The organism is Ruegeria sp. BI12, from assembly GCF_056537985.1.
The window spans coordinates 739,877-763,100 of sequence record NZ_JBQFSL010000001.1; the positions used below are offsets into that span (position 1 = coordinate 739,877).

Annotated in this window: 27 protein-coding genes; 16 read left to right on the plus strand and 11 right to left on the minus strand. The window is 57.2% G+C overall.

All coding sequences use genetic code 11. From position 1 onward, the window contains the following. Window positions 1-54 precede the first annotated feature (54 nt). Window positions 55-750 carry an NAD-dependent deacylase gene (locus ACR0AK_RS03860; RefSeq protein WP_480792429.1) on the minus strand — a complete coding sequence of 232 codons (696 nt, stop codon included), beginning with the start codon at window positions 748-750 and terminating at the stop codon, window positions 55-57. Between the two features lie 28 nt (window positions 751-778). Between ACR0AK_RS03860 and ACR0AK_RS03865 the strand changes: the two genes are divergently transcribed. Further along, on the plus strand, window positions 779-1,222 hold the full coding sequence (locus ACR0AK_RS03865) for a low molecular weight protein-tyrosine-phosphatase (protein WP_480793631.1): 444 nt from the start codon (window positions 779-781) through the stop codon (window positions 1,220-1,222). On the opposite strand, the gene ACR0AK_RS03870 is transcribed toward ACR0AK_RS03865, so the two are convergent. Continuing rightward, window positions 1,219-2,160 carry a LysR family transcriptional regulator gene (locus tag ACR0AK_RS03870; RefSeq protein WP_170560956.1) on the minus strand — a complete coding sequence of 314 codons (942 nt, stop codon included), beginning with the start codon at window positions 2,158-2,160 and terminating at the stop codon, window positions 1,219-1,221. The genes ACR0AK_RS03865 and ACR0AK_RS03870 overlap by 4 nt on opposite strands. 63 nt (window positions 2,161-2,223) lie before the next feature. Next, entirely contained in the window at window positions 2,224-2,532 is a 309-nt protein-coding gene (locus tag ACR0AK_RS03875; RefSeq protein ID WP_480792430.1) for a hypothetical protein, read from the minus strand. A gap of 244 nt (window positions 2,533-2,776) precedes the next feature. Between ACR0AK_RS03875 and ACR0AK_RS03880 the strand changes: the two genes are divergently transcribed. Continuing rightward, window positions 2,777-3,331, plus strand: a complete 555-nt coding sequence (locus tag ACR0AK_RS03880; protein ID WP_480792431.1) for an RNA ligase family protein — start codon at window positions 2,777-2,779, stop codon at window positions 3,329-3,331. Between the two features lie 86 nt (window positions 3,332-3,417). Continuing rightward, entirely contained in the window at window positions 3,418-5,217 is a 1,800-nt protein-coding gene (gene lepA / locus ACR0AK_RS03885) for a translation elongation factor 4 (RefSeq protein WP_480792432.1), read from the plus strand. A gap of 35 nt (window positions 5,218-5,252) precedes the next feature. On the opposite strand, the gene ACR0AK_RS03890 is transcribed toward lepA, so the two are convergent. Then, window positions 5,253-6,197 carry an aldo/keto reductase gene (locus ACR0AK_RS03890; protein WP_480792433.1) on the minus strand — a complete coding sequence of 315 codons (945 nt, stop codon included), beginning with the start codon at window positions 6,195-6,197 and terminating at the stop codon, window positions 5,253-5,255. A gap of 278 nt (window positions 6,198-6,475) precedes the next feature. Between ACR0AK_RS03890 and ACR0AK_RS03895 the strand changes: the two genes are divergently transcribed. Then, window positions 6,476-6,961: a hypothetical protein gene (locus ACR0AK_RS03895; RefSeq protein WP_480792434.1), complete on the plus strand. Its 486-nt coding sequence runs from the start codon at window positions 6,476-6,478 to the stop codon at window positions 6,959-6,961. A gap of 182 nt (window positions 6,962-7,143) precedes the next feature. Then, window positions 7,144-7,596 carry a hypothetical protein gene (locus ACR0AK_RS03900; protein ID WP_480792435.1) on the plus strand — a complete coding sequence of 151 codons (453 nt, stop codon included), beginning with the start codon at window positions 7,144-7,146 and terminating at the stop codon, window positions 7,594-7,596. 1,101 nt (window positions 7,597-8,697) lie between these two features. On the opposite strand, the gene ACR0AK_RS03905 is transcribed toward ACR0AK_RS03900, so the two are convergent. Beyond that, window positions 8,698-8,835: an entericidin A/B family lipoprotein gene (locus ACR0AK_RS03905; RefSeq protein ID WP_170560950.1), complete on the minus strand. Its 138-nt coding sequence runs from the start codon at window positions 8,833-8,835 to the stop codon at window positions 8,698-8,700. Window positions 8,836-9,048: 213 nt separating this feature from the next. Continuing rightward, window positions 9,049-9,390, minus strand: coding sequence for an ArsR/SmtB family transcription factor (locus ACR0AK_RS03910; protein WP_170560949.1), 342 nt, complete (start codon window positions 9,388-9,390; stop codon window positions 9,049-9,051). A gap of 333 nt (window positions 9,391-9,723) precedes the next feature. On the opposite strand from ACR0AK_RS03910, the gene ACR0AK_RS03915 reads away from it, so the two are divergent. The 6 genes from ACR0AK_RS03915 (at window position 9,724) to ACR0AK_RS03940 (ending at window position 13,475) form a co-directional block, all read left to right on the plus strand. Further along, complete coding sequence (locus tag ACR0AK_RS03915) at window positions 9,724-10,356, plus strand: ATP-dependent Clp protease proteolytic subunit (RefSeq protein WP_039970058.1); 633 nt, start codon at window positions 9,724-9,726, stop codon at window positions 10,354-10,356. A gap of 134 nt (window positions 10,357-10,490) precedes the next feature. Then, window positions 10,491-11,756, plus strand: coding sequence for an ATP-dependent Clp protease ATP-binding subunit ClpX (gene clpX / locus ACR0AK_RS03920; RefSeq protein WP_170417906.1), 1,266 nt, complete (start codon window positions 10,491-10,493; stop codon window positions 11,754-11,756). Between the two features lie 62 nt (window positions 11,757-11,818). Further along, window positions 11,819-12,181 carry a RidA family protein gene (locus tag ACR0AK_RS03925; RefSeq protein WP_480792436.1) on the plus strand — a complete coding sequence of 121 codons (363 nt, stop codon included), beginning with the start codon at window positions 11,819-11,821 and terminating at the stop codon, window positions 12,179-12,181. 79 nt (window positions 12,182-12,260) lie between these two features. Continuing rightward, window positions 12,261-12,644 (plus strand): NADH:ubiquinone oxidoreductase subunit NDUFA12, encoded by a 384-nt coding sequence (locus ACR0AK_RS03930; protein WP_480792437.1) that lies wholly within the window; start codon window positions 12,261-12,263, stop codon window positions 12,642-12,644. Between the two features lie 13 nt (window positions 12,645-12,657). Next, window positions 12,658-13,110 carry an outer membrane lipid asymmetry maintenance protein MlaD gene (gene mlaD, locus ACR0AK_RS03935; protein WP_170560946.1) on the plus strand — a complete coding sequence of 151 codons (453 nt, stop codon included), beginning with the start codon at window positions 12,658-12,660 and terminating at the stop codon, window positions 13,108-13,110. After that, the gene (locus ACR0AK_RS03940) at window positions 13,107-13,475 is read left to right on the plus strand and encodes a DUF2155 domain-containing protein (RefSeq protein WP_480792438.1); all 369 of its coding nucleotides are present in this window, start codon (window positions 13,107-13,109) and stop codon (window positions 13,473-13,475) included. The genes mlaD and ACR0AK_RS03940 overlap by 4 nt, the downstream gene beginning before the upstream one ends. Here the strand turns inward: ACR0AK_RS03940 and aat are convergent. The 4 genes from aat to ACR0AK_RS03960 form a co-directional block, all read right to left on the minus strand. Beyond that, window positions 13,430-14,062, minus strand: coding sequence for a leucyl/phenylalanyl-tRNA--protein transferase (gene aat, locus ACR0AK_RS03945; RefSeq protein WP_480792439.1), 633 nt, complete (start codon window positions 14,060-14,062; stop codon window positions 13,430-13,432). The two genes, ACR0AK_RS03940 and aat, sit on opposite strands and share 46 nt — an antisense overlap. A 48-nt stretch (window positions 14,063-14,110) precedes the next feature. Continuing rightward, window positions 14,111-15,460 (minus strand): acetyl-CoA carboxylase biotin carboxylase subunit, encoded by a 1,350-nt coding sequence (accC, locus tag ACR0AK_RS03950; protein WP_480792440.1) that lies wholly within the window; start codon window positions 15,458-15,460, stop codon window positions 14,111-14,113. A gap of 9 nt (window positions 15,461-15,469) precedes the next feature. Continuing rightward, on the minus strand, window positions 15,470-15,973 hold the full coding sequence (gene accB / locus ACR0AK_RS03955) for an acetyl-CoA carboxylase biotin carboxyl carrier protein (RefSeq protein WP_480792441.1): 504 nt from the start codon (window positions 15,971-15,973) through the stop codon (window positions 15,470-15,472). A 150-nt stretch (window positions 15,974-16,123) separates the two neighbouring features. Continuing rightward, window positions 16,124-16,660, minus strand: coding sequence for a LuxR C-terminal-related transcriptional regulator (locus ACR0AK_RS03960; RefSeq protein ID WP_170560941.1), 537 nt, complete (start codon window positions 16,658-16,660; stop codon window positions 16,124-16,126). A gap of 204 nt (window positions 16,661-16,864) precedes the next feature. On the opposite strand from ACR0AK_RS03960, the gene ACR0AK_RS03965 reads away from it, so the two are divergent. From ACR0AK_RS03965 to ACR0AK_RS03985, 5 genes are all read left to right on the plus strand, one after another. Beyond that, window positions 16,865-18,160 (plus strand): helix-turn-helix domain-containing protein, encoded by a 1,296-nt coding sequence (locus tag ACR0AK_RS03965; RefSeq protein WP_480792442.1) that lies wholly within the window; start codon window positions 16,865-16,867, stop codon window positions 18,158-18,160. 75 nt (window positions 18,161-18,235) lie between these two features. Beyond that, entirely contained in the window at window positions 18,236-18,616 is a 381-nt protein-coding gene (locus tag ACR0AK_RS03970; RefSeq protein WP_170560939.1) for a response regulator transcription factor, read from the plus strand. Next, complete coding sequence (locus tag ACR0AK_RS03975; RefSeq protein WP_480792443.1) at window positions 18,613-18,927, plus strand: hypothetical protein; 315 nt, start codon at window positions 18,613-18,615, stop codon at window positions 18,925-18,927. Before ACR0AK_RS03970 ends, ACR0AK_RS03975 begins: the two co-directional genes overlap by 4 nt. Continuing rightward, a complete protein-coding gene (locus ACR0AK_RS03980) occupies window positions 18,915-21,593 on the plus strand; it encodes a sensor histidine kinase (RefSeq protein ID WP_170560937.1) in 2,679 nt (892 codons plus the stop codon). The genes ACR0AK_RS03975 and ACR0AK_RS03980 overlap by 13 nt, the downstream gene beginning before the upstream one ends. Before the next feature lie 77 nt (window positions 21,594-21,670). Then, window positions 21,671-22,777, plus strand: a complete 1,107-nt coding sequence (locus tag ACR0AK_RS03985) for a FliM/FliN family flagellar motor C-terminal domain-containing protein (protein WP_480792444.1) — start codon at window positions 21,671-21,673, stop codon at window positions 22,775-22,777. Between the two features lie 16 nt (window positions 22,778-22,793). Here ACR0AK_RS03985 and ACR0AK_RS03990 read toward each other — a convergent pair whose 3' ends face one another. Further along, the gene (locus ACR0AK_RS03990) at window positions 22,794-23,222 is read right to left on the minus strand and encodes a protein tyrosine phosphatase family protein (protein WP_170560935.1); all 429 of its coding nucleotides are present in this window, start codon (window positions 23,220-23,222) and stop codon (window positions 22,794-22,796) included. Between the last annotated feature and the right edge of the window lie 2 nt (window positions 23,223-23,224).

The window sequence follows — 23,224 nt, forward strand, 5'->3', positions numbered from 1 at the left end:
TTGTTAGAGCACTAGTATAGCAGGGAAATCTGCCCTTTGTCTGCGGGTTTCGCCCTATTGCGCTATCAGCATCTGATCGACCCAGCGGGGAACGGTTTCTGTTGCGGGACCCAGCACAACGTCGTCGAAACTGGACGCACCGGTCGACGGGTCGAGGTTCAGTTCAACTGTTCTGGCCCCAGACATAGTGGCCTCGTGCACAAAGGCCGCAGCGGGGTAGACCTGACCCGAAGTGCCGATAGCAGCGAAGAGCCCCGCGCCTGCCAGATGGTCATAAATGGTATCCATGTGGTAGGGCATCTCACCAAACCAGACCACATCCGGACGCGCGGTTGGTGCTGCGCAGGCGGGGCAGGGCTCGCCCACGGCAATCTCGGGCGGTGCCGTCCAGCGATGGCCACAGGCCGCGCAAAGCGCTCCCGCCAGTGTTCCGTGCATATGGATCACGCTTTGTGCGCCGCCGGCTTCATGCAGGCCGTCGACGTTTTGTGTGACGATTATGACTTCACCGGGCCAATCCCGCTGTAACCGGGCAAGCGCTTTATGTGCCGCGTTCGGTTGTGCCTCGGCGGCCTGTACCCGGCGGGCGTTATAAAACCCATGCACCAGTGCAGGGTCGCGCGCGAACCCCTCGGGCGTTGCAACGTCCTCGATTCGATGCTGCGCCCACAGGCCACCCTCATCCCGGAACGTGCCCAACCCGCTTTCGGCGGAAATCCCGGCCCCTGTCAGAATGACGATCTTTTCCATCTTTGCCCTTCGCGTTACACCATGGTTCATGACCCACCGTATCCTGTTCGTCTGTCTGGGCAATATCTGCCGTTCTCCTGCCGCCGAGGGTGCCTTTCGCGTCCGCGCGCCACATCACAGCACCGACAGTGCCGGAACATCGGGCTGGCATATCGGCGATCCGCCATATGGGCCGATGCAAAAAGCAGCCCGGGCGCGCGGGATTGAGCTGGACGATCTTCGCGCGCGGCAATTCGAGGTCGGGGATTTCGACCGGTTCGACCTGATCATCGGCATGGACGCCGACAACATCGCGAATATCGAGGCTATGCGGCCCGCGGGCAACGAAACTCCGGTGCGCCTGCTGACAGATTTCGCGCCGCATATCGGCGCGGATCACGTGCCGGATCCTTACTATACCCGTGATTTCGATGGGGCCCTGGATCTGATCGAGGCGGCGGTCGAAGGTCTCGACGCGCATCTCCGCGGCTAATTCATCAGCTTCAAGCGATTTTTCAGCCATGGCAGTTGCGCAAGGGCCGGATCGACGATCTGGCTGCCCATGAGGCGCCGCATCATACCTGCGACTTCTTGCGGAACCTGACCGGACCAGTCGGTGCGAGTGAACAAGGATATCGTCCGCGAGACGTCTCCGATCGGTGCGGGGTGCGCCTCAAGCCCGTCATGGAATCGCGCTGCCCGCATATAGCCCAGTGGTGTGGTGATCGCCCAGCCAAGGCCGCGCGCGACCATTGCCATCAGCGCCAGATGCGAGCCGATTTCAAACCGTTCTTCAAATTCCAGCTGATGCCGCGCCAGATGGGCTTCGATCTGACGGCTGATCAATTGCTCGCGGGCATACCGCAGAAAGGGCAGGTCCTGCATGGCGTTCTCAGCCCCCTTGGGCAGCACCAGAATGAAGGGATCGCGCACGAGCGGGTACTCGACCACGCCTTCCAGCACCTCGCCGCTATGTGCTGAAACCACAAGCTGAAGTCGCTGCGCCTCAAGTTCTTCGAATAGATCAAGACTGGGCAAAGTGATCAATTTGAACTTTGACCGCGTCAGACTTTCGGCCAACAAAGTGGCCAGTCGCGGGGTCAGGTCGTTGTCGAAATCGTCAATCAGGCCGATGGACAGGGTTGCAAGGTGACCCAAATCCATCACGGTCAGCTCGCTTTGGGCCATTTGAAGCTCGGCCAGAACCGCCTGTGCGCGAGCCAGAAAACTGCGCCCGGCCTGTGTCAGGCGCATCGGGCGCCGTGTATGATCCACCAGATCAGTGCCGACTGCCTTTTCCAGATTGCGCAATTGCTGGGACACCGACGGCTGGCTGAGCCCCGTGATTTCGGCAGCCTGCGCCACCGATCCCGTCCGCGCCAGCGCCTCGAATACTTCGAGGCCGCGCAGGGTCAGCCCTTTCATCACCATCAGATATCCCTTTCGCTGCGCCTTTCTGAGGCGCAGTTCAGGTCAGGTCAAGGATTGATCAACCTAGCTGCAGATCGCCTGCGCCATCTGGCCGAAGTTCCGATACCGGTCCCACAGCGCATCGTCGCGCGCGGTTTTCGACATCTTGAGTTCCTGCGCCTGATGCGGGTCTTTGAACCACTTGGCGACGGTTTTCTGGTCGCTGCGGGTCAGCGCCTGATTGGCCACCCGCTGAATGCAATTGCAGCGATCTCGCGTCGCCGCTGAGCGATCCGACGCCAAACAGGCGCGTTTGATCTGTGCTGCGTCCACTACCGGAGCCACCGCTGTCAGCGACGTGGCACAGATTGCGATTAGGAGGAACTTTTTCATGCTCATGCCTCATGTTTGCCTGCCCGGAGGGGTCTTATGCCCCTCTCGGTCTTCGCGGGAGTATGAATCAAACGGGGAAAGGGATCAATCATACGTTGAGAAAAAGTGATTGCACGGTTTGCGAATGTCGCGTTGTCTAACCCGACTTTGCTTAGAAACCCCTCATGAGACCACTATGCTTAAGAAATACGGACGCACATTTCACTTGCCGCAATCTCCTGGCGCTACGAGTGATGACAAAATCATGTCTAGCGTTGCCGTGTTAGAGATGGCTGACGAAGTGGTGTTCACTGAAAAGATGGACGGTGAGAATACCACGATCCACAGCCTAGGCTGTCACCCCCGCAGCCTAGACGCAAGATATCATCCGTCGCGAGATTGGATGAAGGCATTTGCAGCCGGTATAGCGCCTCAACTTGCCGAGAATGAACGAATTGTGGGCGAGTATTTGTTCGCGCGTCATTCCATTACTTATTCAGAGCTGCTGACATATTTTCTGGGATTTGCTTGGATCAAGGCTGAGGAAGTTCAACCTTGGGACGCGACGCTTTCGCGCTTTGTCGAACTTGGGGTCACAGCGGTTCCTGAACTTTATCGCGGGCGGTTTTCGGCAGAGATCGCAAAGGATGTAATTGCGGGTCTCGATCTCGAAAAACAAGAGGGGTTTGTCGTTCGCACCATTGGGGCCTTCAAGGAAGAAGACATGCCCATTCACCTTGCTAAATACGTACGTGAGGGCCATGTGCAAAGCGAGACGCATTGGATGAATGCAGCGTTGGTCAAAAACGGTTTGGTCTGACTGGGCCGAGAGCTTGGGAATAAAGGGTTTCGCAGCATGTTGACCCACCTTGACCACAGCCCAATTCCGACGCATATCCCCAACCCATGACAGACCTCGCTCATATCCGCAATTTCTCCATCGTCGCGCACATCGACCATGGCAAATCCACGCTTGCTGACCGGCTCATCCAAGAGACCGGAACGGTCAAGGATCGCGACATGAAGGAACAGCTACTCGACAGCATGGATATCGAGCGCGAGCGTGGCATCACAATCAAGGCCAACACGGTTCGCATCGACTATACCGCCGACAATGGCGAGAAATACGTGCTGAACCTGATCGACACTCCCGGCCACGTGGACTTTGCCTATGAGGTCTCTCGGTCCATGCGCGCGGTCGAGGGCTCTCTGCTGGTCGTGGACTCGACCCAAGGGGTCGAGGCGCAGACGCTGGCGAATGTGTATCAGGCCATCGACGCCGATCATGAGATCGTGCCGGTGTTGAACAAGATCGACCTCCCCGCGTCGGATTGTGACCGCGTCGCCGAACAGATCGAGGACGTGATCGGCATCGACGCGACAGACGCCATTCAGGTCAGCGCCAAGACGGGGCAGGGCATCCATGAGACGCTGGAAGCCATCGTACAGCAACTGCCCGCGCCACAGGGCAATCTCGACGCGCCGCTCAAGGCGATGCTGGTCGACTCGTGGTACGACGCCTATCTCGGCGTCATCGTTCTGGTCCGCATCATGGACGGCACGCTGAAAAAGGGGATGCGGGTTAAGTTCATGTCGAACAACACTCTGCACCATGTCGACCGCGTCGGCGTTTTCCGGCCTGAGATGGAGATGGTCGACAGCCTCGGCCCCGGTGAGATCGGTTTCCTCACCGCATCCATCAAACAGGTCCGCGACACCCGCGTCGGTGACACCATCACCAATGACCGCAACGGTACTGAAGAGGCTCTGACAGGCTTCAAACCCGCGCAGCCGGTGGTGTTCTGTGGCCTCTTCCCCGTTGACAGTTCCGAATTCGAAGACCTGCGCGACGCGATCGACAAACTGGCCCTGAACGACGCCAGCTTCAGCTTTGAAATGGAAACATCGGCAGCGCTGGGCTTTGGCTTCCGCTGCGGCTTCCTCGGGCTGTTGCACCTCGAGGTCATCCGCGACCGCATCGAACGCGAATATGATATCGAGCTCATCACCACCGCGCCCTCGGTGATCTATCACGTCTACATGAAAGACGGCGAGATGACTGAGCTGCACAACCCCGCCGACATGCCCGACCCGTCGAAGGTCGACCATATCGAGGAACCGCGCATCAAAGCGACCATTCTGGTGCCCGACGAATACCTTGGCGACGTCCTGAAACTTTGTCAGGACCGCCGCGGCATCCAGCTGGACCTGACCTATGCGGGCAGCCGCGCCATGGTCGTCTATGACCTGCCGCTGAACGAGGTTGTCTTTGACTTTTACGACCGCCTGAAATCGGTGACCAAAGGCTATGCCAGCTTTGACTACCAGATGACCGGCTATACCGAGGACAATCTGGTCAAGATGTCGGTGCTGGTGAATGACGAGCCGGTCGATGCGCTGTCGACCATGGTTCACCGCGACCGGGCCGAGATGCGGGGCCGGGCGATGTGCGAAAAGCTCAAGGATCTAATCCCGCGCCACATGTTCAAAATCCCGATCCAGGCCGCCATCGGAGGCAAGGTCATCGCCCGCGAGACCCTCTCGGCCCTGCGCAAGGACGTGACCGCCAAATGCTACGGAGGCGATGCCACGCGGAAACGCAAACTGTTGGACAAGCAGAAGGCGGGTAAGAAGAAGATGCGCCAGTTCGGGAAGGTGGATATCCCGCAGGAGGCGTTTATCTCTGCGTTGAAAATGGACAGTTAAGGCTGTCCGTTCTCTCCCCATTTTATTGACGCATTCTAGTTGGCCTCTGGATCAACCTCCGATTGCCCGAGGTCGACAAGCGCATTCCAGACAACCTCTGGAATTTCCCATTCCGCCCATTCTATTGTCTGCCGAACGTGTTGTGGCCAAGTGACTCCACACACCGTGGAGGCAATGTTCTCGTCCTTAAGTGAAAACTGCAGCGCCAGAGCGCCCACCGGGACGTCGTGGAGAGCACAAATTTTCTCAATCTCGCGCACCGGGGCAAGCGTTTCTTCTGTTGCCGGCCGGTAGACATAGAAGTGATGCAGTGCGCTGCCCTTTGCCAGAACGCCCCCTGCGTAGGGCGCGGCATTTAGAACCGAGACCCCCTTTGAATTGGCCAGTTGAATCAATGGTGCTGCGTTGACGTTCACAAGTGTATGCCGGTTATGCGTCATCACAACGTCGAAATCTCGGTCGCGGAGCATAGGCATGAGAACATCCAGCTTTCCGCCTGCCAGTCCGACGGCGGTTGCCAGACCTTCCTCTTTCATCCGGAACAACTCGTCCAGCGCGCCTCCGTTGCGCGTGATCTCGGACACGTCAACAGCATATTCCGGATCATGTAAGTGGAGGATGTCCACGCGGTCAACACCAAGCGCTTTAAAACTTTGTTCAAGAGACCGCCGGGCCTGAGAGGCATCGAAAACGCTGGTTTCCATGTTGCGGTCGATTTTCGTAGAAAGTATTCGACCTTCGGGCCAACCGCCCAGCTCGCGAATGACATCCCCAATGCGTTCTTCGCTACGCCCAAGTGCATAGCCGCGGGCAGTATCAATAAAGCCGCCGGGCTGAGCCAGGATTGTCCGCAAGGTCTCGCGCGCGCGTTCTTCATCAACCTCGTACCCGTAGATTTGCGGGATGCTGCCAATGCCCGTTGAGCCAAAACCGATATGCGGAACTCGAATTCCCGTTTTGCCAATTTCCTGACTGTCCATGATAGTCCCCCCCCCCTTTTGCTAACATTGGAATTTTTGAATATTAAGCGGGGTGAACCATCGACGCAAATCTGCGGGCGATTATTCCAATGGACAATCCAATAAAGCTCAGATTGGTATTTGTAAGGCTGCCAATGCTCTTGCGGGTTGAGGTCAGGGGCGCAGTTTAGACGCTCACATCGCGATGTGTTATTGTGACCACGGGGAGCCGCGTTCAAGCGGGTTCGATGCATGATCAGACGCTTGCAACGCCCGAGCCTCAGAAAAGAGAGGGTATTATGCACAAGTTCTTTCAAACGACCGCCGTCACAATCTTTGCCATCGGCCTGTCCGCCGCCTCGGTCGATGCGGAAACCCATGACGCCGCAGGCAAGGGTATGGGGGAGAACGCCAACGAGGTTTATGGCATCTCGGACGGTCATGCCGTGGTGAAGACGCAGACCAATTATGACAGTTTCGAAGTTGCCGCTGGCCACCCGCTGGAAGGGGCGAGCGGGGCTTGTTTTGGCGCATTGCTGGTGAATGGGGCCGGGGTCTCAGGCACCGGTAACTGCGTGTTCGACACCGCATCGGGGGAAAAGGCGGTGATGAGCTGGACGGCCACCGGATTTGGTTCGGATGGCGCTCTGACCGGTGACTGGACCGTGTCCGGAGGCACGGGCGGCTGGGCAAGTGCAACAGGTAGTGGCGCATTTTCTTCGCTGACGGATCCTGACACCAAGAAGTTCGTCAACACGATCAGCGGCAGTATTACGATCGAATAGTTGTATTGTGTCACAACGACTTAGAACAGGGCGTACGAGTTCGTGCGCCCTTCCTACGCGGGGTTTGTCTGAGGGTCAGGTTAACCCATTGTGAAGTTTCCCTTAGGTAAGTTGCAACCCGGGCACCCTCTCCCAATCTGTTCAACAGGCCAGCAACGGCCCTGAACTTTGGAGGAGAGCCCATGACCAGATATATGACTGCCGGAGCAGCCGCTCTGGCAACTAGCCTCAGCCTTGCCACGGCCTCAATGGCCGATACCACGCCCGATCTGCGCGGTGCCTGGACTGGCACTTATACCAAGGTTTCGCCGTCTCGGGTGGCCACCGGAGACGCACCGCGCTTTCATCAGGGAGAGTGGGTGCTGGATATCCAGCAGCAGCAGGACAACCTGTTCTGGGGGCCCAGCATGTGGCGGCCGGATGCAAGTACGGATTGGCGTGTGTTTGACGCCACCGGAACCATCAGCCTGGATGGTTCCAACACTATCGGCATCGTCGAAAGCTCGGCCGATCCGCAGGTTGGTGTGAATGCGCTGGTGGATGCGCGCTATCAGGACGGCAAGATTTACGCGGATTTCCGTAGCCTGCGTCGCGGGACAACGTACAGCGTTGTGCTCGAACGACAGGTGAACTGAAGCGTCTCCGGCCCGACCGGCCGTAGGGGGTACTGGCTGCACGGTGTTGCAGCGCGTAGTAGGTAATCTCGGTCGGGTCGGAACGCTTCTCATAAACGGACACAGCGTCTCCACAGAGTGGAGGCGGGTCGGGCGGCGTCTTGGCCGCGAGTGACAGGTACGGAACACAACGTGCCGGATTGCGGCGTTCCTTGGCACAGGTGGCTCCGGAACCGCGAACCTTCAGCGCGGCTTCACTTGCGGCCTGAGGGCTGTCCGACCCCGGTTATTCCGAATGACTCTGGCCAGGCTGCGGCAAACTTGGATGCGGCTGATTCTATGCTCCGCGGCTTTGAAACCCCATCAATTGCAGCAAACCGGCCTTTGCAGGTGCAGAAAGTAGGGAATACACGCCTGTTTCACGGCCTCTAGTGTTTTCCGTCCGCAAGACCGCATGGCGTTTCGGTTTCCGGAGTTATCCACAAAATTCTCCCGGCGGATATCAACACGTTATCCCCGACAAAATCTTATGCTGCAGTGCTATTTTCTTGTCGGATCAAAGCCCAGATGTAACAGTTTGATCACCGCAACGGTTCTTAGGAACCAGGGTGGGGCGCAAAGACCAAGGGGGTCGACGCAATAGAGGCAAGTCTTAGGATTGGCTTTTATATGCAAAGGCTTACCGGTGTATGGTTAGTTGAGTTGGGTGTCAGACCCGGATCAAATGATCAGACTCTCAGAAGGTTGATGCGTGCTGTAAAGCACCTCAGGGTGCGGTGCAGCAGCCGTGACCCGCTTTAGGGTTGGGGCAACTGGATCGGCGCGTCCCTCGGACGCATCGACCCGGCAAGGCGTCAGGAGTATCCGTAAGGGTACATGCATGGACCGCGTCTGCGCACCTGACGCCTTTTCCTTTTTCAAATTCCCTGACTTATGGGCTGCCACTCTACCCCCACTCAAAATGGGAACGGGGTTCTTGTGTGTTCACAAGAACCCCGAGGTTTTGTCAGAAATGCAATGCCGCGTCTATGCACCTGTACCAAGGAGGGTACCTTGGATGGCCGCGATTTTCAACCACATCTTGTGGATGGATATTGCTCATTCGCTACATCCTGAAGCGCTTCAGAGGTTTTCCTGGACGTCCGTCGCTGCGCCTTGAATGGCGTCACCCGCTTTTTCGATATCTTTGCCTGCGCCTTTGGCGGTCTCGCATGCGGCGAGAGAAAACAGTGCTAGTCCTACCAGAATTGCTCGGATCATCAGTACCTCCATTGGATTATCTGAATATGGCGTAGCAGCTTTTATTGGCTGGAACCAGTATTTTACGGTGTCTTGAATCGGGCCTGATGTTGCGAAACTGCAGACCAATTGACCGCCTGGATGGTAGGCAAAAAGTATTGCAGCACCCTAAAGCGGTGTTTGGGTCAGAAAGACGTGAGTTACGCATCAGATGCGGTGGAAGGGAAAGCGAAATCAGCTCTTCTCGTCACCGCAAAACAGTTCGTACACAACTTCCAGCATCCGGCGCGGTCTATCATCAGCGAGTCGATAGTAAATCGCCTTGCCTTCGCGTCGAGGAATCACCAGACCTTCAAGGCGAAGACGGGACAGTTGCTGCGATACCGCCGCCTGACGCGCGGAAAGAAGGTCCTCAAGCTCGGTCACGGATTTCTCGCCAGAGACCAGATGGCACAGGATCATCAAGCGGCCTTCGTGACTGATTGCCTTGAGGAAATTCGATGCGCGGGTCGCATTTCCCGCCATCCGATCGAAATCGTCAGATGTCATGTTGGGTGAAATCTGCGGCAATGCCATTGGTGTTTTCCTTTCGGGCCCTGAGGCGGGCGCGTGATTTTTTCGAGTGGTCCGCGAAATTGCGGTGAGTTTTGCTACACGTTCTGAGCATGAATTTCCATATGCATGGATCAAAATGATGTGATGGGAAAAGGGGAACTTGTGCCCAAGTGCGTCAATCTGGATTTCAACCTTTACTGCATCTTTGCATTTGGGATCCGATAATCCACCTAAATTTGTCGGTTAAAGCGCGATCTGTTGTGCCCCCCTTGCAGCCCCCCCGTGGCGACACTAAGACTCGGGTAACGTTTCTTCGGGTAATGTCCCGATCCATAGCAAAACAGGCAGGTTCTCATGTTCGATCCCGTTGATACCTATATGAATACGCTCGTTCCCATGGTCGTCGAACAGACCAGCCGGGGTGAACGGGCGTACGACATTTTCTCGCGCCTTCTGAAAGAGCGGATTATTTTCATCAATGGCCCAATCCACGACGGGATGAGCCACCTGGTCGTCGCGCAATTGCTGCATCTTGAGGCAGAGAATCCGAACAAGGAAATCTCGATTTACATCAATTCGCCCGGTGGCGTCGTGACCAGCGGATTGTCGATTTACGATACAATGCAGTACATCAAGCCGAAATGTTCGACATTGGTAATCGGTCAAGCGGCTTCGATGGGGTCGGTTTTGCTGGCCGGTGGCGAGAAGGGAATGCGCTTTTCTCTGCCCAACAGCCGGATCATGGTGCATCAGCCCAGTGGTGGTTATCAGGGCCAGGCCAGCGACATCATGATTCACGCAGCCGAGACACAAAAGTTGAAGGATCGCCTTTATGACATCTACGTGCGTCATACCGGCCAGACCAAAAAGGCGGTTGAAAAAGCACTGGATCGTGACAACTTCATGAGCCCGGAAGAGGCAAAAGACTGGGGTCACATCGACGAAATCGTCGAAAATCGCGCCAAAATGGATGGTGATGAGGCCTAAGAATTTGTCCCCACGTCCCGGGCGTGGGGGCCATTTTTGAGATTGTAGCCGCCCCAGTGGTGGCCTAAGCTGCACCAACATGCGGCAAGCGCGGTCCGGTTCGGGCTGCAGGGACGAAGCCCGAAAGGTAGAACATGGCGACGAATTCAGGCGGAGACGGCAAAAACACGCTCTACTGCAGCTTCTGCGGCAAGAGTCAGCATGAGGTACGCAAGCTGATAGCCGGCCCGACCGTTTTCATCTGCGACGAGTGCGTCGAGCTGTGTATGGACATCATCCGTGAGGAAACAAAGGCCAGCGGCCTGAAGTCCAGCGATGGCGTGCCGACACCCAAAGATATCTGCGAAGTGCTGGACGATTATGTAATCGGACAGGCAACCGCCAAACGCGTTCTGTCGGTTGCGGTTCACAACCACTACAAACGTCTGAACCACGCGCAAAAAGCGGGCAGCGACATTGAACTGGCGAAGTCCAACATTCTGCTGATTGGCCCGACCGGTTGCGGTAAGACGCTGTTGGCTCAGACTCTGGCGCGAATTCTGGACGTACCGTTCACCATGGCAGACGCAACCACGCTGACCGAAGCCGGGTATGTGGGTGAGGATGTTGAGAACATCATCCTCAAGCTGCTGCAGGCCAGCGAATACAACGTGGAGCGGGCTCAGCGCGGCATCGTCTATATTGACGAGGTCGACAAGATCACCCGCAAGTCCGAAAATCCGTCGATCACACGCGACGTGTCGGGTGAGGGCGTGCAGCAGGCGCTGCTGAAACTGATGGAAGGCACTGTTGCCAGTGTGCCGCCGCAAGGTGGGCGCAAGCATCCGCAGCAGGAGTTCCTGCAAGTGGACACCACGAATATCCTGTTCATCTGTGGTGGTGCGTTTGCAGGTCTGGACAAGATCATCGCACAGCGCGGCAAAGGCTCGGCCATGGGTTTTGGTGCCGACGTGCGGGACAATGACGAACGCGGCGTTGGTGAGATCTTCAAGGATCTAGAGCCCGAAGATCTGCTGCGGTTCGGTCTGATTCCGGAATTCGTCGGCCGACTGCCGGTTCTGGCGACGCTGGAAGATCTGGACGAAGATGCGCTGGTGACCATCCTGACCAAGCCCAAAAACGCTCTGGTTAAGCAATATCAGCGCCTGTTCGAACTTGAAGACGCTGAGCTGGCCTTTACCGATGACGCGCTCAAGTCGATCGCCAAGAAGGCTATCGAACGCAAGACCGGCGCGCGCGGATTGCGCTCGATTCTGGAAGATATCCTGCTGGACACGATGTTCGAACTGCCGGGCATGAAAAACGTGACAGAGGTTGTTGTGAACGAAGAGGCTGTGTCGTCGGACAAACAACCGCTCATCATCTACGCCGATGCGGCGGAATCAGCGTCCGCGGGTTAAGACAAGACGGAATTCAAAAACACGGCGCGGCATTCACCGCGCCGTTTTCTTATGGGGTGAGAATGGCAATCAAACGGATTTCATCTGGCGGAGAATTCGAAGAAAAGATCGGCTATTGCAGGGCTGTTGTCGCCGGGGGCTGGGTTCATGTCGCTGGTACAGTCGGGCAGGGCGATGACGTTACCGAACAATGCCGCTCGGCGTTGGGTACAATCGAAAAAGCGCTTGCCAACGCGGGTGCCAGCTTTGCCGATGTGGTACGTGTTACGTATATGTTGCCGGATCGGTTCGAGTTTGAACCGTGCTGGCCCATTTTGCGCGAAACCTTCGGGGCAAATCCGCCCGTGACGACAATGATTGAATGCGGGTTGATCGACCCGAAATACCGCATCGAGATTGAGGTGACCGCCTTTCTGCCGGAATAGAAGGTGCGCGCCTTGTGACACTGGACCTTAGCCCGCCTTTGGTCCATATCTGCGGGTACAGAAATGCCGGAGGCAGCCGATGGGAATCCTAAACAGTCTTTTGCGGGCCGTAACCTGGTGGAACGGAGCCACATTGAACACGCAGATTTACACATCGCGTAAGGGTATCAAGGTCGGCGAAGACGATGAAGGCAACGTGTTTTACCGCAATGCCGACGACAGCAGACGTTGGGTGATTTTCAATGGTGAGGCTGAGGCAAGCCGCGTTGACCCGGACTGGCATGGCTGGCTGCACCGCACTTGGGATGAACCGCCGACGGACAAACCGCTTAAGCATAAATCTTGGGAAAAACCGCATCAGGAAAACCTGACAGGCTCAGCTTTGGCATATACGCCGGCAGGGTCTTTGCGCCGCCCGGACCCGGTCGAGCGAAAAGACTATGAAGCCTGGAGCCCGGAATAACACGAGGCGAGCAATGTCGAGCTATAATGCAACCGAAGTTCTGGTCGGTGGGGTCGTTCTGGCCTGTGCCGTCGCATTTGGCGTTTACGCCAGCCAGTCCACAGGCCTTTCGCAAGGCGGTGACGGGTATGAACTGGGGGCTTCTTTCCGTTCCCTGGAAGGGGTCGGGGTCGGCACCGACGTGCGCCTTGCAGGTGTCAAGATTGGCACTGTGACCGGTGTAACGCTGAACTCTGAAACTTATAGGGCCGACACCACCTTTACGATCTCCGACGGGATTCTGGTGCCGGATGACAGCGCTATTGTCATCTCCTCCGAAGGGCTTCTGGGCGGTAACTTTGTCGAGGTCATGCCGGGTGGTTCGCCATTCTATTTCGAGGCGGGTGATCAGGTCGAGGATACGCAAGGTGCCGTCAGTCTGATTTCCCTGTTAGTCAAATTCGTCGCCGGGGACGGAAGCGAATGAAGAGGATTGCCCTGATTGCCGCGTTGCTGGCCGCGACGGGGGCCACGGGCCAACAAAAAGCCCAGTCTGGCCCGGGTGCAATGCTGCGCGGTCTGGACAAGGTCAGCGGTCAGACCGTTGATGTTGAAATGCGAAATGGTCATACACAGCCGGTTTTTGGCTTGGATGTGGCCTTGGGTGATTGCCGCTACCCGGCGGACAACCCGACCGGTGATGCGTTTGCGTATCTGACTATCTGGGAAAAAGGCAGAACAGATCAACTGTTTGACGGTTGGATGATCGCCACGTCACCCGCGTTGAACGCGCTGGACCATGCGCGTTATGACGTCTGGGTGATCCGCTGTATCACTCCGTCGGGTGACTGAGGCACCTCTGCCACGAAATCTGCACTTGCGTTGATCGCTTCTTCCAGAACGTTCCGATATTGCGATCGCGGAATTTCAATGGCTCCTAAAGAAGCCAGATGAGCGGTCAAAAACTGCGTGTCAAACAGGCGAAATCCGGTTTGGCGCAGGCGATCTACCAGATAGGCCAGAGCGATCTTCGAAGTGTCTTTTCGGCGTGAAAACATGCTTTCGCCAAAAAACGCAGCGCCCAGCGCAACGCCGTAGACGCCACCGACCAATGCGTCTTCGTCCCAGACCTCTAGAGAATGAGCCCGACCAGCGAGGTGGAGTTTCTGGTATAGACCACGCAATTCGGCATTGATCCATGTGTCCGCCCGATCGGCGCATCCATCCACCACTCCGGCGAAATCGCGGTTGATGGTTATGGAAAAGTCTGACTTTCGAATGCGGCGTGCAAGGCTGCGCGATATATGAAAGCCATCTAACGGAAAGACGCCACGATACTTTGGATCGACCCAAAACAATTCCGGGTCATCCCTGTGTTCGGCCATCGGGAAAATTCCGATGGAGTAGCCGTGTAGCAAAAGTTCAGGGGTCAGGCTCATGCGCGATACTTGGGGACCAGAGCGCAAGCGCCCTCTGGTCCAGTGGTTTTATTGGGCCATATTCGCCGCGAGCCAGTGTTCCAGCCAGTGAATATTGTAGTCACCGTTGTGGATATCCGGCTCTTGCAGCAGCGCGTGAAACAGTGGCACAGTTGTGTCGATACCGTCCACGATCAACTCACCCAGCGCGCGTTCAAGACGTGCCAAGGCCTCGGCCCGGTCGCGGCCCTGTACGATCAGCTTGGCAATCAGCGAGTCATAATAGGGCGGAATCGAATACCCGTCATACAGCGCCGAATCCATACGCACTCCCAGACCGCCGGGGGCATGATAGGCCGAGATCTTGCCCGGACAGGGTGAGAAGTTCGGCAGCTTTTCGGCGTTGATCCGAACTTCGATGGCGTGGCCGTTGATCACAAGATCGTCCTGACCAAACGACATCGGCTCGCCTGCGGCAACACGGATTTGCTCACGCACCAGATCGACGCCGAAGATGCCTTCGGTCACAGGATGTTCCACCTGCAGACGAGTGTTCATCTCGATGAAGTAAAACTCGCCATTCTCGTACAGGAACTCAATGGTTCCTGCGCCGATATAGTTGATCTTGGCAACCGCATCTGCACAGATTTTACCGATCTTGGCACGCTCTTCCGGGGTGATGCTGGGGCCGGGAGCCTCTTCAAACACCTTCTGATGACGACGTTGCAGCGAACAGTCGCGTTCGCCCAGATGGACGGCCTTTCCTTTGCCATCGCCAAAGACCTGGATTTCGATATGGCGCGGGGTGGTCAGATATTTCTCGATATAGACCTCGTCATTACCAAAGGCTGCTTTGCCTTCGGCCCGCGCGGTCATGAATGCGCTTTCCATCTCATCGGCGCTCTGCGCGACTTTCATGCCGCGCCCGCCGCCACCGGCGGTGGCTTTGATGATGACGGGATAGCCAAATTCCTCACCGATACGCTTGGCATCCTCCAGCGTGGGAACGCCACCGTCCGAGCCGGGGACGCAAGGAACGCCCAGTGCTTTCATCGTGTCCTTGGCGGTGATCTTGTCGCCCATGACACGGATATGCTCGGCTGTGGGGCCGATGAAAGTGATGCCGTGATCTTCAACGATCTGAACGAACTCGGCATTCTCAGACAGGAAGCCATAGCCTGGGTGGATCGCCTGTGCGCCCGTGATTTCACAGGCCGAGATGATCGCGGGTACCGATAGGTAGCTTTGCGGGCTGGGCGGAGGACCGATGCAGACCGATTCGTCGGCCATGCGCACGTGCATTGCGTCGCTGTCGGCGGTGGAATGGACGGCAACCGTCTTAATCCCCATCTCGCGCGCGGCGCGGATGACGCGCAGGGCGATCTCGCCTCGGTTGGCAATCAGGATCTTGTCGAACATGGGACTGCCTTACTCAACGATGACCAGAGGGGTGCCGAATTCCACCGCGTCACCATCACCAACCAGAATGCGTTTGATGGTTCCGGATTTAGGTGCGTGAATGTGGTTCATGGTTTTCATCGCTTCGACGATCAGCAGGGTGTCACCTTCGGACACCGAGGCGCCGACGCTGATGAAGGAAGGCGCGCCAGGTTCGGGCTGCATATAAACGGTTCCAACCATGGGCGAGGTGACAGCGCCCGGGTGGCTGGCCGGATCTTCCTGTGCCGCTGGGGCCTCGACAGGTGCAGCAGCTGCCGCTGCGGGTGCGGCTACCGGTGCTGGTGCCGCTGCAGGTACGGCCACCTGAACAGGGGCGGGTGCGACTTGCGACATGCGACTGACGCGGACATTGAGGCTGTCGTCGTCGCCATATTCGCGCATGACTTCCAGTTCGGTCAGGTCGTTTTCGCGCAGCAGTTCGGCCAGTGCCTTGATGAATGCCACATCCGCTTCGTGTTTGGTATCTGTCATGAGTGTCCTCGACGGTTCCCCTTTGGCCCGTCTGTTCTCGCGGGCTTTGGTCTGATTACGCAGCGTTATAAGCTATGCGCACGGTCATGAAAAGCGCAGTCTCGGCCTGTCAGATAACGGTTTTACCCAATATTTCGAGGGGGAAGGGGATTAAAGCGGCATCCCCGAGAGTTTTGCCACAAGTTCCGGTAGTTTGCGCGCGCCGAACTTCTCGAGCAAACGCGCTCGGTAGGCTTCAATCGTGCGGTAACTCAACCCCAATTCGACGCCGATTTCCTTGGCCGACAGACCGCGGCACGACAGGATGGCAACTTCGCGTTCGCGGGTCGTCAGCTCGACCAACGGGCGTTCTTCCGAAATGTCGGAGAAGCTCCAGATCCCGTGGCGAAACGGGTCGTCCGGTGTTAGAGACCGACCACGTGCCCGACACCAGAAGAGGTCACCGTCGCGTCGGCGCATGACCCGTTCGTCGGTGTAGTATCCCGTATCCTGCATAACTTTGAGGCTGCGCTGTCCGATCCTCTCCCAATCCGCGACCGAAGGGTAGAGATGCAATAGGGGCATGTTGCGATACTCTGCTTCTTCGCCGCCAAAGGTGCGGGCGAATTGCAGATTGCAGCGTCGGATGATGCGGTTTTCCAACTCGACCAATCCGATGGGGGCATATTCGAAAGCTGGATCGCTCATTCGGCTATCGTGCAAGGATTTCAGGAAAATTAGAAGAGGGTGGATGCAGATTTGGCGGATTGCGCGCCGGTCGCAGGGGCAAAAGGTCTTGGTATTTTGTGGTCAAGCCTGTGAAGATTGTAAATAGGCTATGAAAACTACCAGTTAAGAATTAGAAATCTAAAGGGAGTTTTGAAAACGATTGAGTGAATTGGGTGAAATAACATGCGCGATACGCTGACGGGTAGCCGCATTCGGGAACGACGCCAGATTGCAGGTTTGCGGCAAGCCGAACTTGCAAGGCAGGTCGGCATCTCGGCGTCTTATCTGAATCTGATCGAACACAATCGCCGTCGGATTGGGGGTAAGCTGCTGGTGGATATCGCCAATGCGCTGGCTGTTGAGCCTTCGCTGCTGACCCAAGGGATTGAGGCGACGCTGATCTCAGCGCTGCGCGAAGCAGCTGCAGACGCAGTGGGGCAGCAAGCCGAAGTGGATGCGCTGGAGGAATTCGCAGGACGGTTTCCCGGATGGGCGGGCGTGCTGGCCCAAATGCACCGCCGGGTCGTCTCGTTGGAGCGCACGGTCGAGACCCTGTCCGACCGGCTGACGCATGACCCTCATCTTGCCGCGTCGATGCATGAAGTGCTGTCCACAGCTGCAGCGATTCGTTCAACGGCGGCAATTTTGGCCGACACGCAGGAAATCGAACCCGAGTGGCGCGATCGGTTCCATCGCAACCTTCACCAGGATGCCGAACGCTTGGCCGACAGTTCCAAGTCTTTGGTGGCGTACCTGGATGATTCTGAAACGGCTGAAGACCGTCGTGGTGTCCCCTCCGAGGATGTTGAGGCGTTCTTTCAGGCCAACGGCCATCATTTTCCTCACATCGAAACCGGCGGAACCGACGCTGATATTGACCTGAGTTCGCTGGATTCGGCCGCGGCGCGAACCGTGGCCAAAGGACATCTGGAAATCTATGCGGCCGATGCCAGGGCCATGCCCCTGGAAGAAGTGCAGAAGGCTCTGACCGAGGCCGACCCCGATCCGCTGGCTCTGGCCGCGCGGTTTTCAGTAGATGTTGGGACGGTTCTGCGGCGGCTGGCGACATTGCCCGACGGATATCTGAGCAGACCAACCGGGCTGGTGGTTTGTGACGCGTCTGGGAGTATCCTGTTCAGTAAATCCGTTCCGGGCTTCGCCATGCCGAGATTCGGCGAAGCGTGCCCGTTCTGGCCTGTCTTTCAGGCGCTGAACAGGCCATTGGTCCCGGTCCGCAAACGCGTTGTTCAGTTAGGGCGAACGGCGGCCGAGTTCGACTGTTATGCTTACGCGTGGCCGCAGATGGTTTCGGGCTATGACGATGCGCCTGTTTACCATTCGGTTATGCTTGTTCGGTCGGTGGATGAGGGGGCGCAGAACGCGCAACCTGTGACGCGTGTCGGCCCGAGTTGCCGGGTCTGCCCAAATGACGCGTGCACTTCGCGCCGCGAGCCGTCGATTTTGAGCGAAGGTTTTTGACAGTTTCCTGACAGAACGCGTAAGCTGACGCCGACAGGTTCATGGACGGAACCCGTCACGGGGAGGAAGGAACATATGAGCCGCAAGGTTCTGTTAATTGAGGATGAGCCCAACATCGCAGAGGCCATTCGATTTTTGCTGACCCGAGAGGGGTGGCACGTAGAAACGCACGCAGAAGGGTCGGATGCACTACAGGTCATTCAGGGGGCGGACCCTGATCTGGTCATTCTGGACGTTATGCTGCCCGGCAAGAGCGGAATGGAGATTCTGCGCGACCTGCGTGAGCTTGAGGGTATGCAACATTTGCCAGTATTGATGCTGACTGCACGCGGGCAATCGCGAGATCGGGAAATGGCCGAAAATGCCGGGGTCAGCCGCTTTATGACAAAACCGTTTTCGAATGCCGAAGTGCTGACAGCAGTGCGAGACCTGCACGCGCAGGCAACCCGGTCATGAATTCGGGCGAAGATCGTAAACCCACAGGGGTCCGACCTTCGCTATTTCTCGAGCGTCAAGGCTATCGCCGCCGTAGGTTGATGGATGCGGCACGCCTGTTACCCATTCTGGGGGCCGCTTTGGTTGCTATTCCGCTGCTCTGGCCCAGCCACAGCGCGCCTGAAGGCGGCGTACCGCTGTCTTCGGCAATCCTGTATATCTTCACATGCTGGGCCTTGCTGATTTTGATCAGCCTTATCTTTGGATTTGCAGCCAGACGAATGGCTGGAAGTGACAATTCCGAGGCAGAGACGGATCGATGGCCACACTAAACGTCCTGATCCTCGTTTGCCTCGGCTATGTCGTGCTGTTGTTTGGTGTGGCTTTTGCTGCGGACCGAATGGCTGCAGCTGGCCGGGGGGCTTGGTTACGGTCGCCGCTGATCTACACGTTGTCACTTTCGATCTATTGCACGGCATGGACCTTTTATGGCGCGGTCGGAAACGCTGCGCGGTCCGGGTTAGAGTTCGTCACGATTTACCTTGGGCCAACACTGGTGATGCTGAGTTGGTGGTGGGGTTTGCGCAAGCTGGTGCGGGTCGGGCGTACTCAGCGCGTCACATCCATTGCAGACCTGATTTCATCGCGATACGGGAAGTCAAACACGCTGGCCATTTGCGTGACAATTCTGGCCGTATTGGGTGGGACGCCTTACATCGCTCTGCAGCTGCAATCCATTACCCTTTCCTTTTCCATCTTTGCCGAGGCTGACCCTTCTGGCCTTTATCGTGAAGGCTCCAGCGTATTCTGGGTGGCTGCAGGTCTGGCGGTCTTTGCGATTCTATTCGGCACCCGAAATCTGGACGCAAACGAACGGCACCACGGTGTCGTCACCGCCATTGCGCTGGAATCGGTCGTAAAGCTGTTTGCCTTGCTTGCGGTTGGTATCTTTGTCGTTTGGGGCGTTGCGGGTGGGGTCGGCCCGATTATGGATCGCATCGACGCCTCAGAGATTGGGCAATGGAATGTTGATGCCGGACGATGGACGACATTTATCTTCCTGTCCGCTGCTGCTTTCATCTGCTTGCCGAGGATGTTTCAGGTGATGGTGGTTGAGAATGCGGACGAAGGGCATCTGAGAACCGCTGCGTGGGCCTTTCCGCTGTATCTGTTGTTGATGAGCCTGTTCGTTGTTCCCATCGCCGTTGTAGGTCTGGATTTGATGCCAGAAGGGTCGAACCCTGACCTGTTCGTCCTGACAGTACCGCTGTCGCAAGGCAATGACTGGCTTGCGATGCTGTCCTTTATCGGTGGGTTTTCGTCGGCAACGTCGATGGTCATCGTGACCGCCATGGCCTTGTCGACCATGGTGTCGAACCATCTGGTCATGCCGATCTGGCTAAGCACGCAAGAGGGGTCGGGTTCGGTCTCGGGTGACGTGCGAAACGTAGTGCTGCTGGCGCGGCGCGTGTCCATCGCGGTCATCATGGCGTTGGGTTACTACTACTATCGTTTGTCGGGCGGTGGGGCAGCTCTTGCGTCGATAGGACTTGTGGCCTTTGCAGGCATTTCTCAGATCCTGCCGGCGCTGGTTGGCGGATTGTTCTGGCGCGGGGCTACTCGAACCGGGGCGTTGGTCGGGCTGACGGTAGGCTTTGTGCTGTGGATCTACACTTTATTGCTGCCGGGGATGGGGGGCGCCATAATGCCCGACTCGGTGCTGCAGAACGGCCTTTTCGGTTGGGGTTGGCTGCGTCCGCGTGCCCTGTTCGGGATCGAAGGCATGGACCCGATGGTCCATTCGGTTATGTGGTCGTTGGCTTTGAATACGGCCGCGTTTTGCGTCACGTCCTTGCTGAGCTTCCCCAGCCCGTTGGAGCGCCTTCAGGGTGCGCAGTTCGTCAACGTTTTTGATCACTCGGTCTCGCCGGCTGGCTGGACCGGGTCGGTGGCGCAAAGCGAAGACCTAATGATCATGACACAGCGCATTCTGGGCTCCGGCCCGGCGCAGGAGTTCTTTCAGCACGAGGCGGAAGCGCAAGGTGGACGGTCAAGCCTGCCTGAGCCAACGCCGGGGTTTTTGGAAAGACTGGAACGTGAACTTAGCGGCTCGGTCGGCGCAGCCACGGCCCATGCGATGATCGGGCAGATTGTCGGTGGATCGTCCGTTTCTGTCGAGGACCTGCTTGCGGTGGCGGACGAGTCGGCCGAACTGTTAGAGTATTCCAGCCAGCTTGAAGTCAAATCTGCCGAGCTCAGCCGCACGGCGCGACAACTGCAAGAAGCAAACACCAAGCTGACGCAGATTTCCGAACAGAAGGACGGCTTTCTCAGTCAAGTCAGTCATGAATTGAGGACGCCGATGACCTCAATTCGGGCCTTTTCCGAGATCATGCGCGATACAGATGGTCTGAGTGCCGAAGAGCAAACGCGTTACGCAGCGATCATCCATGATGAGGCTTTGCGGTTGACGCGTTTGCTGGACGATTTGCTGGACCTGAGTGTACTGGAAAGTGGCCGTGTAAACCTGAACATGGGCGGGGATACCTTGAGTTCGATCCTGGATCGGGCGGTCTCCAGCGCTTTGGCGGGGTCGCACCCGAAACTCAAGGTACGCCGCTCGCGACCTTCCGAGCGCATTCCGCTGCACACTGATCTTGATCGTCTTGGACAGGTTTTCATCAATCTGATTTCGAACGCGCAGAAATACTGCGACGCGGACGAACCCGTTCTGACCATCTCGGCCCATGATGTCGGGGGGCAGATTGTCATCGATTTCGCGGACAATGGCAGCGGTATTCCACCCGATGCGCAGTCAATGGTGTTCGAAAAGTTTGCCCGTGTCGGTGGCGACAAGGCGGGTGGTGCCGGTCTGGGATTGGCCATCTGTCGCGAGATCATGCAGCGTTTGGGTGGTGAGATCAGCTATCTTCCCGGGCAGGGCGGAGCGGCCTTTCGCGTCCGCCTTCCGATGGCGCATCGGCAAGCTGCGCAATGACGAGGCCATAAAGACATTGGTAACCCGCCACGGGTTAGACCGGATAACAGGTTCAGAAACTCAATTCGGTATCCGGCATGACGCAGTCCGTCAGTACAGCTTTGGCGCGCAAACTTTCCGCGGGACAGGAAGAGCAGGGTGAAAAGCCGCGTTCTGTTCTGCGGGCCCTTCGGCTGGCTTTTGCGAGATCTGCAGGAGATCGCTTCCAGCTGCCGCTGTCGGTGATCGGCGCAAAGCAGTCTCACAGAAATCCGGACGCGCTGGCAGAAGTGATTGACGCGGGTTGGATGTTGTTGCGTCTGGGCAATACGGACGGAATGTCCGCAGCGATTTGCGTAGATATGGGGGTCGCATCAGCGATCGTACAAGTGCAGACAATTGGTGAGGTTATGGCCAGCCCACCAACAGCGCGCGAATTCACCGATACGGATGCAGCTATGGTGGCGCCGCTGGTGGAAGATGCTTTGACCAAGGCCGCCGGGCTGGTTGACACGACTGCTGAACGATCCAGCCTTACCGGTTTTGAGTTTCAGGCGCGGTTACCGGATCAACGATCCTTGTCTTTGGCTATGATCGAGGACGTATATCGCGTGTTTGAACTGACGGTTGAGCTTGGCGGTGGGCTGCGGCAGGGACAGATCACGGTCCTGTTGCCCGATATGCCAGCAGAGCAGGGGGCGGACGGTGCAATTCAGATTGCTGCCGGCCCGAACCTCGAGCAAGCATCGGGGGTTTTTCGGGCTGAATTAAACACAGTGATCAGCCGGATGTCAGTGCCGTTGGCAACCCTGTCCGGGCTGACGGTGGGGGATGTTCTGCCTCTGGCCGGATCGCGGTTGGATCGCGCGGAAATCCTGACCATCGCTAGAAACCGGGCTGCAATCGGACGTCTGGGACAATGCGGAGGGATGCGCGCAGTTCGGCTGAACGAATGTGTTTCGGTTGAGGCACTGGAACAATCCGAAATGCCTGAGTTTCTCGAGGCGCGTAGCAAAGCGCCGGTGCCGGACGATCTGACAGACCCGATGCCATCAAACGCAGCACATGACGTTGTGCCTATAAGTTCAGCGGCATTGAATGATTTGGAGGGCGATCTGGGCCTTGGAAACCCGGATCAGATGGTGGCCGAGATTTCGCAACTTGCTGGTTTGACGGGTCTTGGCAACGAGCCCGAGCAAAACTGATCGCTTGAGGCCATTATCAGTCTGAATCGCGCATATGATCCAGCGCAGGGCGCAAATTGTCCAACATGTAACCAGCTTTGGTAGTGGCCTCGAGTATTTCATCCGTGCTCATGTGGTCGCACTGGCCCAAGGCCCATACAACCGAACAGCGGGTACCCGACGCGCAATAGGCCAAAACGGGGCCAGAACAGCTTTCGGCCAATTCCCGTTGCAGGGCAACATTGCCGGGTGTCATGGTCTGGTGGGTCAGTTCCAGAACCTCATATTGCATCCCTGCCGCAAGAACAGCCTGACCGATTGCATCCGACTGCATGTTGGGCGGAACTTCGGCATTGGGGCGGTTACAGATGACCTTAACGAAACCTGCAGCGGCGATGGCTGGTACATCCTCGACCGTGATCTGGGGTGAGACGGCATAGCGGGGGGTTATTGGTCGAATCTCCATGG

Excerpts from the sequence above, each read along its gene's own strand:
- ACR0AK_RS03860 (WP_480792429.1), bottom strand. The coding sequence starts at position 750 with ATGGAAAAGATCGTCATTCTGACAGGGGCCGGGATTTCCGCCGAAAGC.
- ACR0AK_RS03865 (WP_480793631.1), top strand. The coding sequence starts at position 779 with ATGACCCACCGTATCCTGTTCGTCTGTCTGGGCAATATCTGCCGTTCT.
- ACR0AK_RS03870 (WP_170560956.1), bottom strand. The coding sequence starts at position 2,160 with ATGGTGATGAAAGGGCTGACCCTGCGCGGCCTCGAAGTATTCGAGGCG.
- ACR0AK_RS03875 (WP_480792430.1), bottom strand. The coding sequence starts at position 2,532 with ATGAAAAAGTTCCTCCTAATCGCAATCTGTGCCACGTCGCTGACAGCG.
- ACR0AK_RS03880 (WP_480792431.1), top strand. The coding sequence starts at position 2,777 with ATGTCTAGCGTTGCCGTGTTAGAGATGGCTGACGAAGTGGTGTTCACT.
- lepA (WP_480792432.1), top strand. The coding sequence starts at position 3,418 with ATGACAGACCTCGCTCATATCCGCAATTTCTCCATCGTCGCGCACATC.
- ACR0AK_RS03890 (WP_480792433.1), bottom strand. The coding sequence starts at position 6,197 with ATGGACAGTCAGGAAATTGGCAAAACGGGAATTCGAGTTCCGCATATC.
- ACR0AK_RS03895 (WP_480792434.1), top strand. The coding sequence starts at position 6,476 with ATGCACAAGTTCTTTCAAACGACCGCCGTCACAATCTTTGCCATCGGC.
- ACR0AK_RS03900 (WP_480792435.1), top strand. The coding sequence starts at position 7,144 with ATGACCAGATATATGACTGCCGGAGCAGCCGCTCTGGCAACTAGCCTC.
- ACR0AK_RS03905 (WP_170560950.1), bottom strand. The coding sequence starts at position 8,835 with ATGATCCGAGCAATTCTGGTAGGACTAGCACTGTTTTCTCTCGCCGCA.
- ACR0AK_RS03910 (WP_170560949.1), bottom strand. The coding sequence starts at position 9,390 with ATGGCATTGCCGCAGATTTCACCCAACATGACATCTGACGATTTCGAT.
- ACR0AK_RS03915 (WP_039970058.1), top strand. The coding sequence starts at position 9,724 with ATGTTCGATCCCGTTGATACCTATATGAATACGCTCGTTCCCATGGTC.
- clpX (WP_170417906.1), top strand. The coding sequence starts at position 10,491 with ATGGCGACGAATTCAGGCGGAGACGGCAAAAACACGCTCTACTGCAGC.
- ACR0AK_RS03925 (WP_480792436.1), top strand. The coding sequence starts at position 11,819 with ATGGCAATCAAACGGATTTCATCTGGCGGAGAATTCGAAGAAAAGATC.
- ACR0AK_RS03930 (WP_480792437.1), top strand. The coding sequence starts at position 12,261 with ATGGGAATCCTAAACAGTCTTTTGCGGGCCGTAACCTGGTGGAACGGA.
- mlaD (WP_170560946.1), top strand. The coding sequence starts at position 12,658 with ATGTCGAGCTATAATGCAACCGAAGTTCTGGTCGGTGGGGTCGTTCTG.
- ACR0AK_RS03940 (WP_480792438.1), top strand. The coding sequence starts at position 13,107 with ATGAAGAGGATTGCCCTGATTGCCGCGTTGCTGGCCGCGACGGGGGCC.
- aat (WP_480792439.1), bottom strand. The coding sequence starts at position 14,062 with ATGAGCCTGACCCCTGAACTTTTGCTACACGGCTACTCCATCGGAATT.
- accC (WP_480792440.1), bottom strand. The coding sequence starts at position 15,460 with ATGTTCGACAAGATCCTGATTGCCAACCGAGGCGAGATCGCCCTGCGC.
- accB (WP_480792441.1), bottom strand. The coding sequence starts at position 15,973 with ATGACAGATACCAAACACGAAGCGGATGTGGCATTCATCAAGGCACTG.
- ACR0AK_RS03960 (WP_170560941.1), bottom strand. The coding sequence starts at position 16,660 with ATGAGCGATCCAGCTTTCGAATATGCCCCCATCGGATTGGTCGAGTTG.
- ACR0AK_RS03965 (WP_480792442.1), top strand. The coding sequence starts at position 16,865 with ATGCGCGATACGCTGACGGGTAGCCGCATTCGGGAACGACGCCAGATT.
- ACR0AK_RS03970 (WP_170560939.1), top strand. The coding sequence starts at position 18,236 with ATGAGCCGCAAGGTTCTGTTAATTGAGGATGAGCCCAACATCGCAGAG.
- ACR0AK_RS03975 (WP_480792443.1), top strand. The coding sequence starts at position 18,613 with ATGAATTCGGGCGAAGATCGTAAACCCACAGGGGTCCGACCTTCGCTA.
- ACR0AK_RS03980 (WP_170560937.1), top strand. The coding sequence starts at position 18,915 with ATGGCCACACTAAACGTCCTGATCCTCGTTTGCCTCGGCTATGTCGTG.
- ACR0AK_RS03985 (WP_480792444.1), top strand. The coding sequence starts at position 21,671 with ATGACGCAGTCCGTCAGTACAGCTTTGGCGCGCAAACTTTCCGCGGGA.
- ACR0AK_RS03990 (WP_170560935.1), bottom strand. The coding sequence starts at position 23,222 with ATGGAGATTCGACCAATAACCCCCCGCTATGCCGTCTCACCCCAGATC.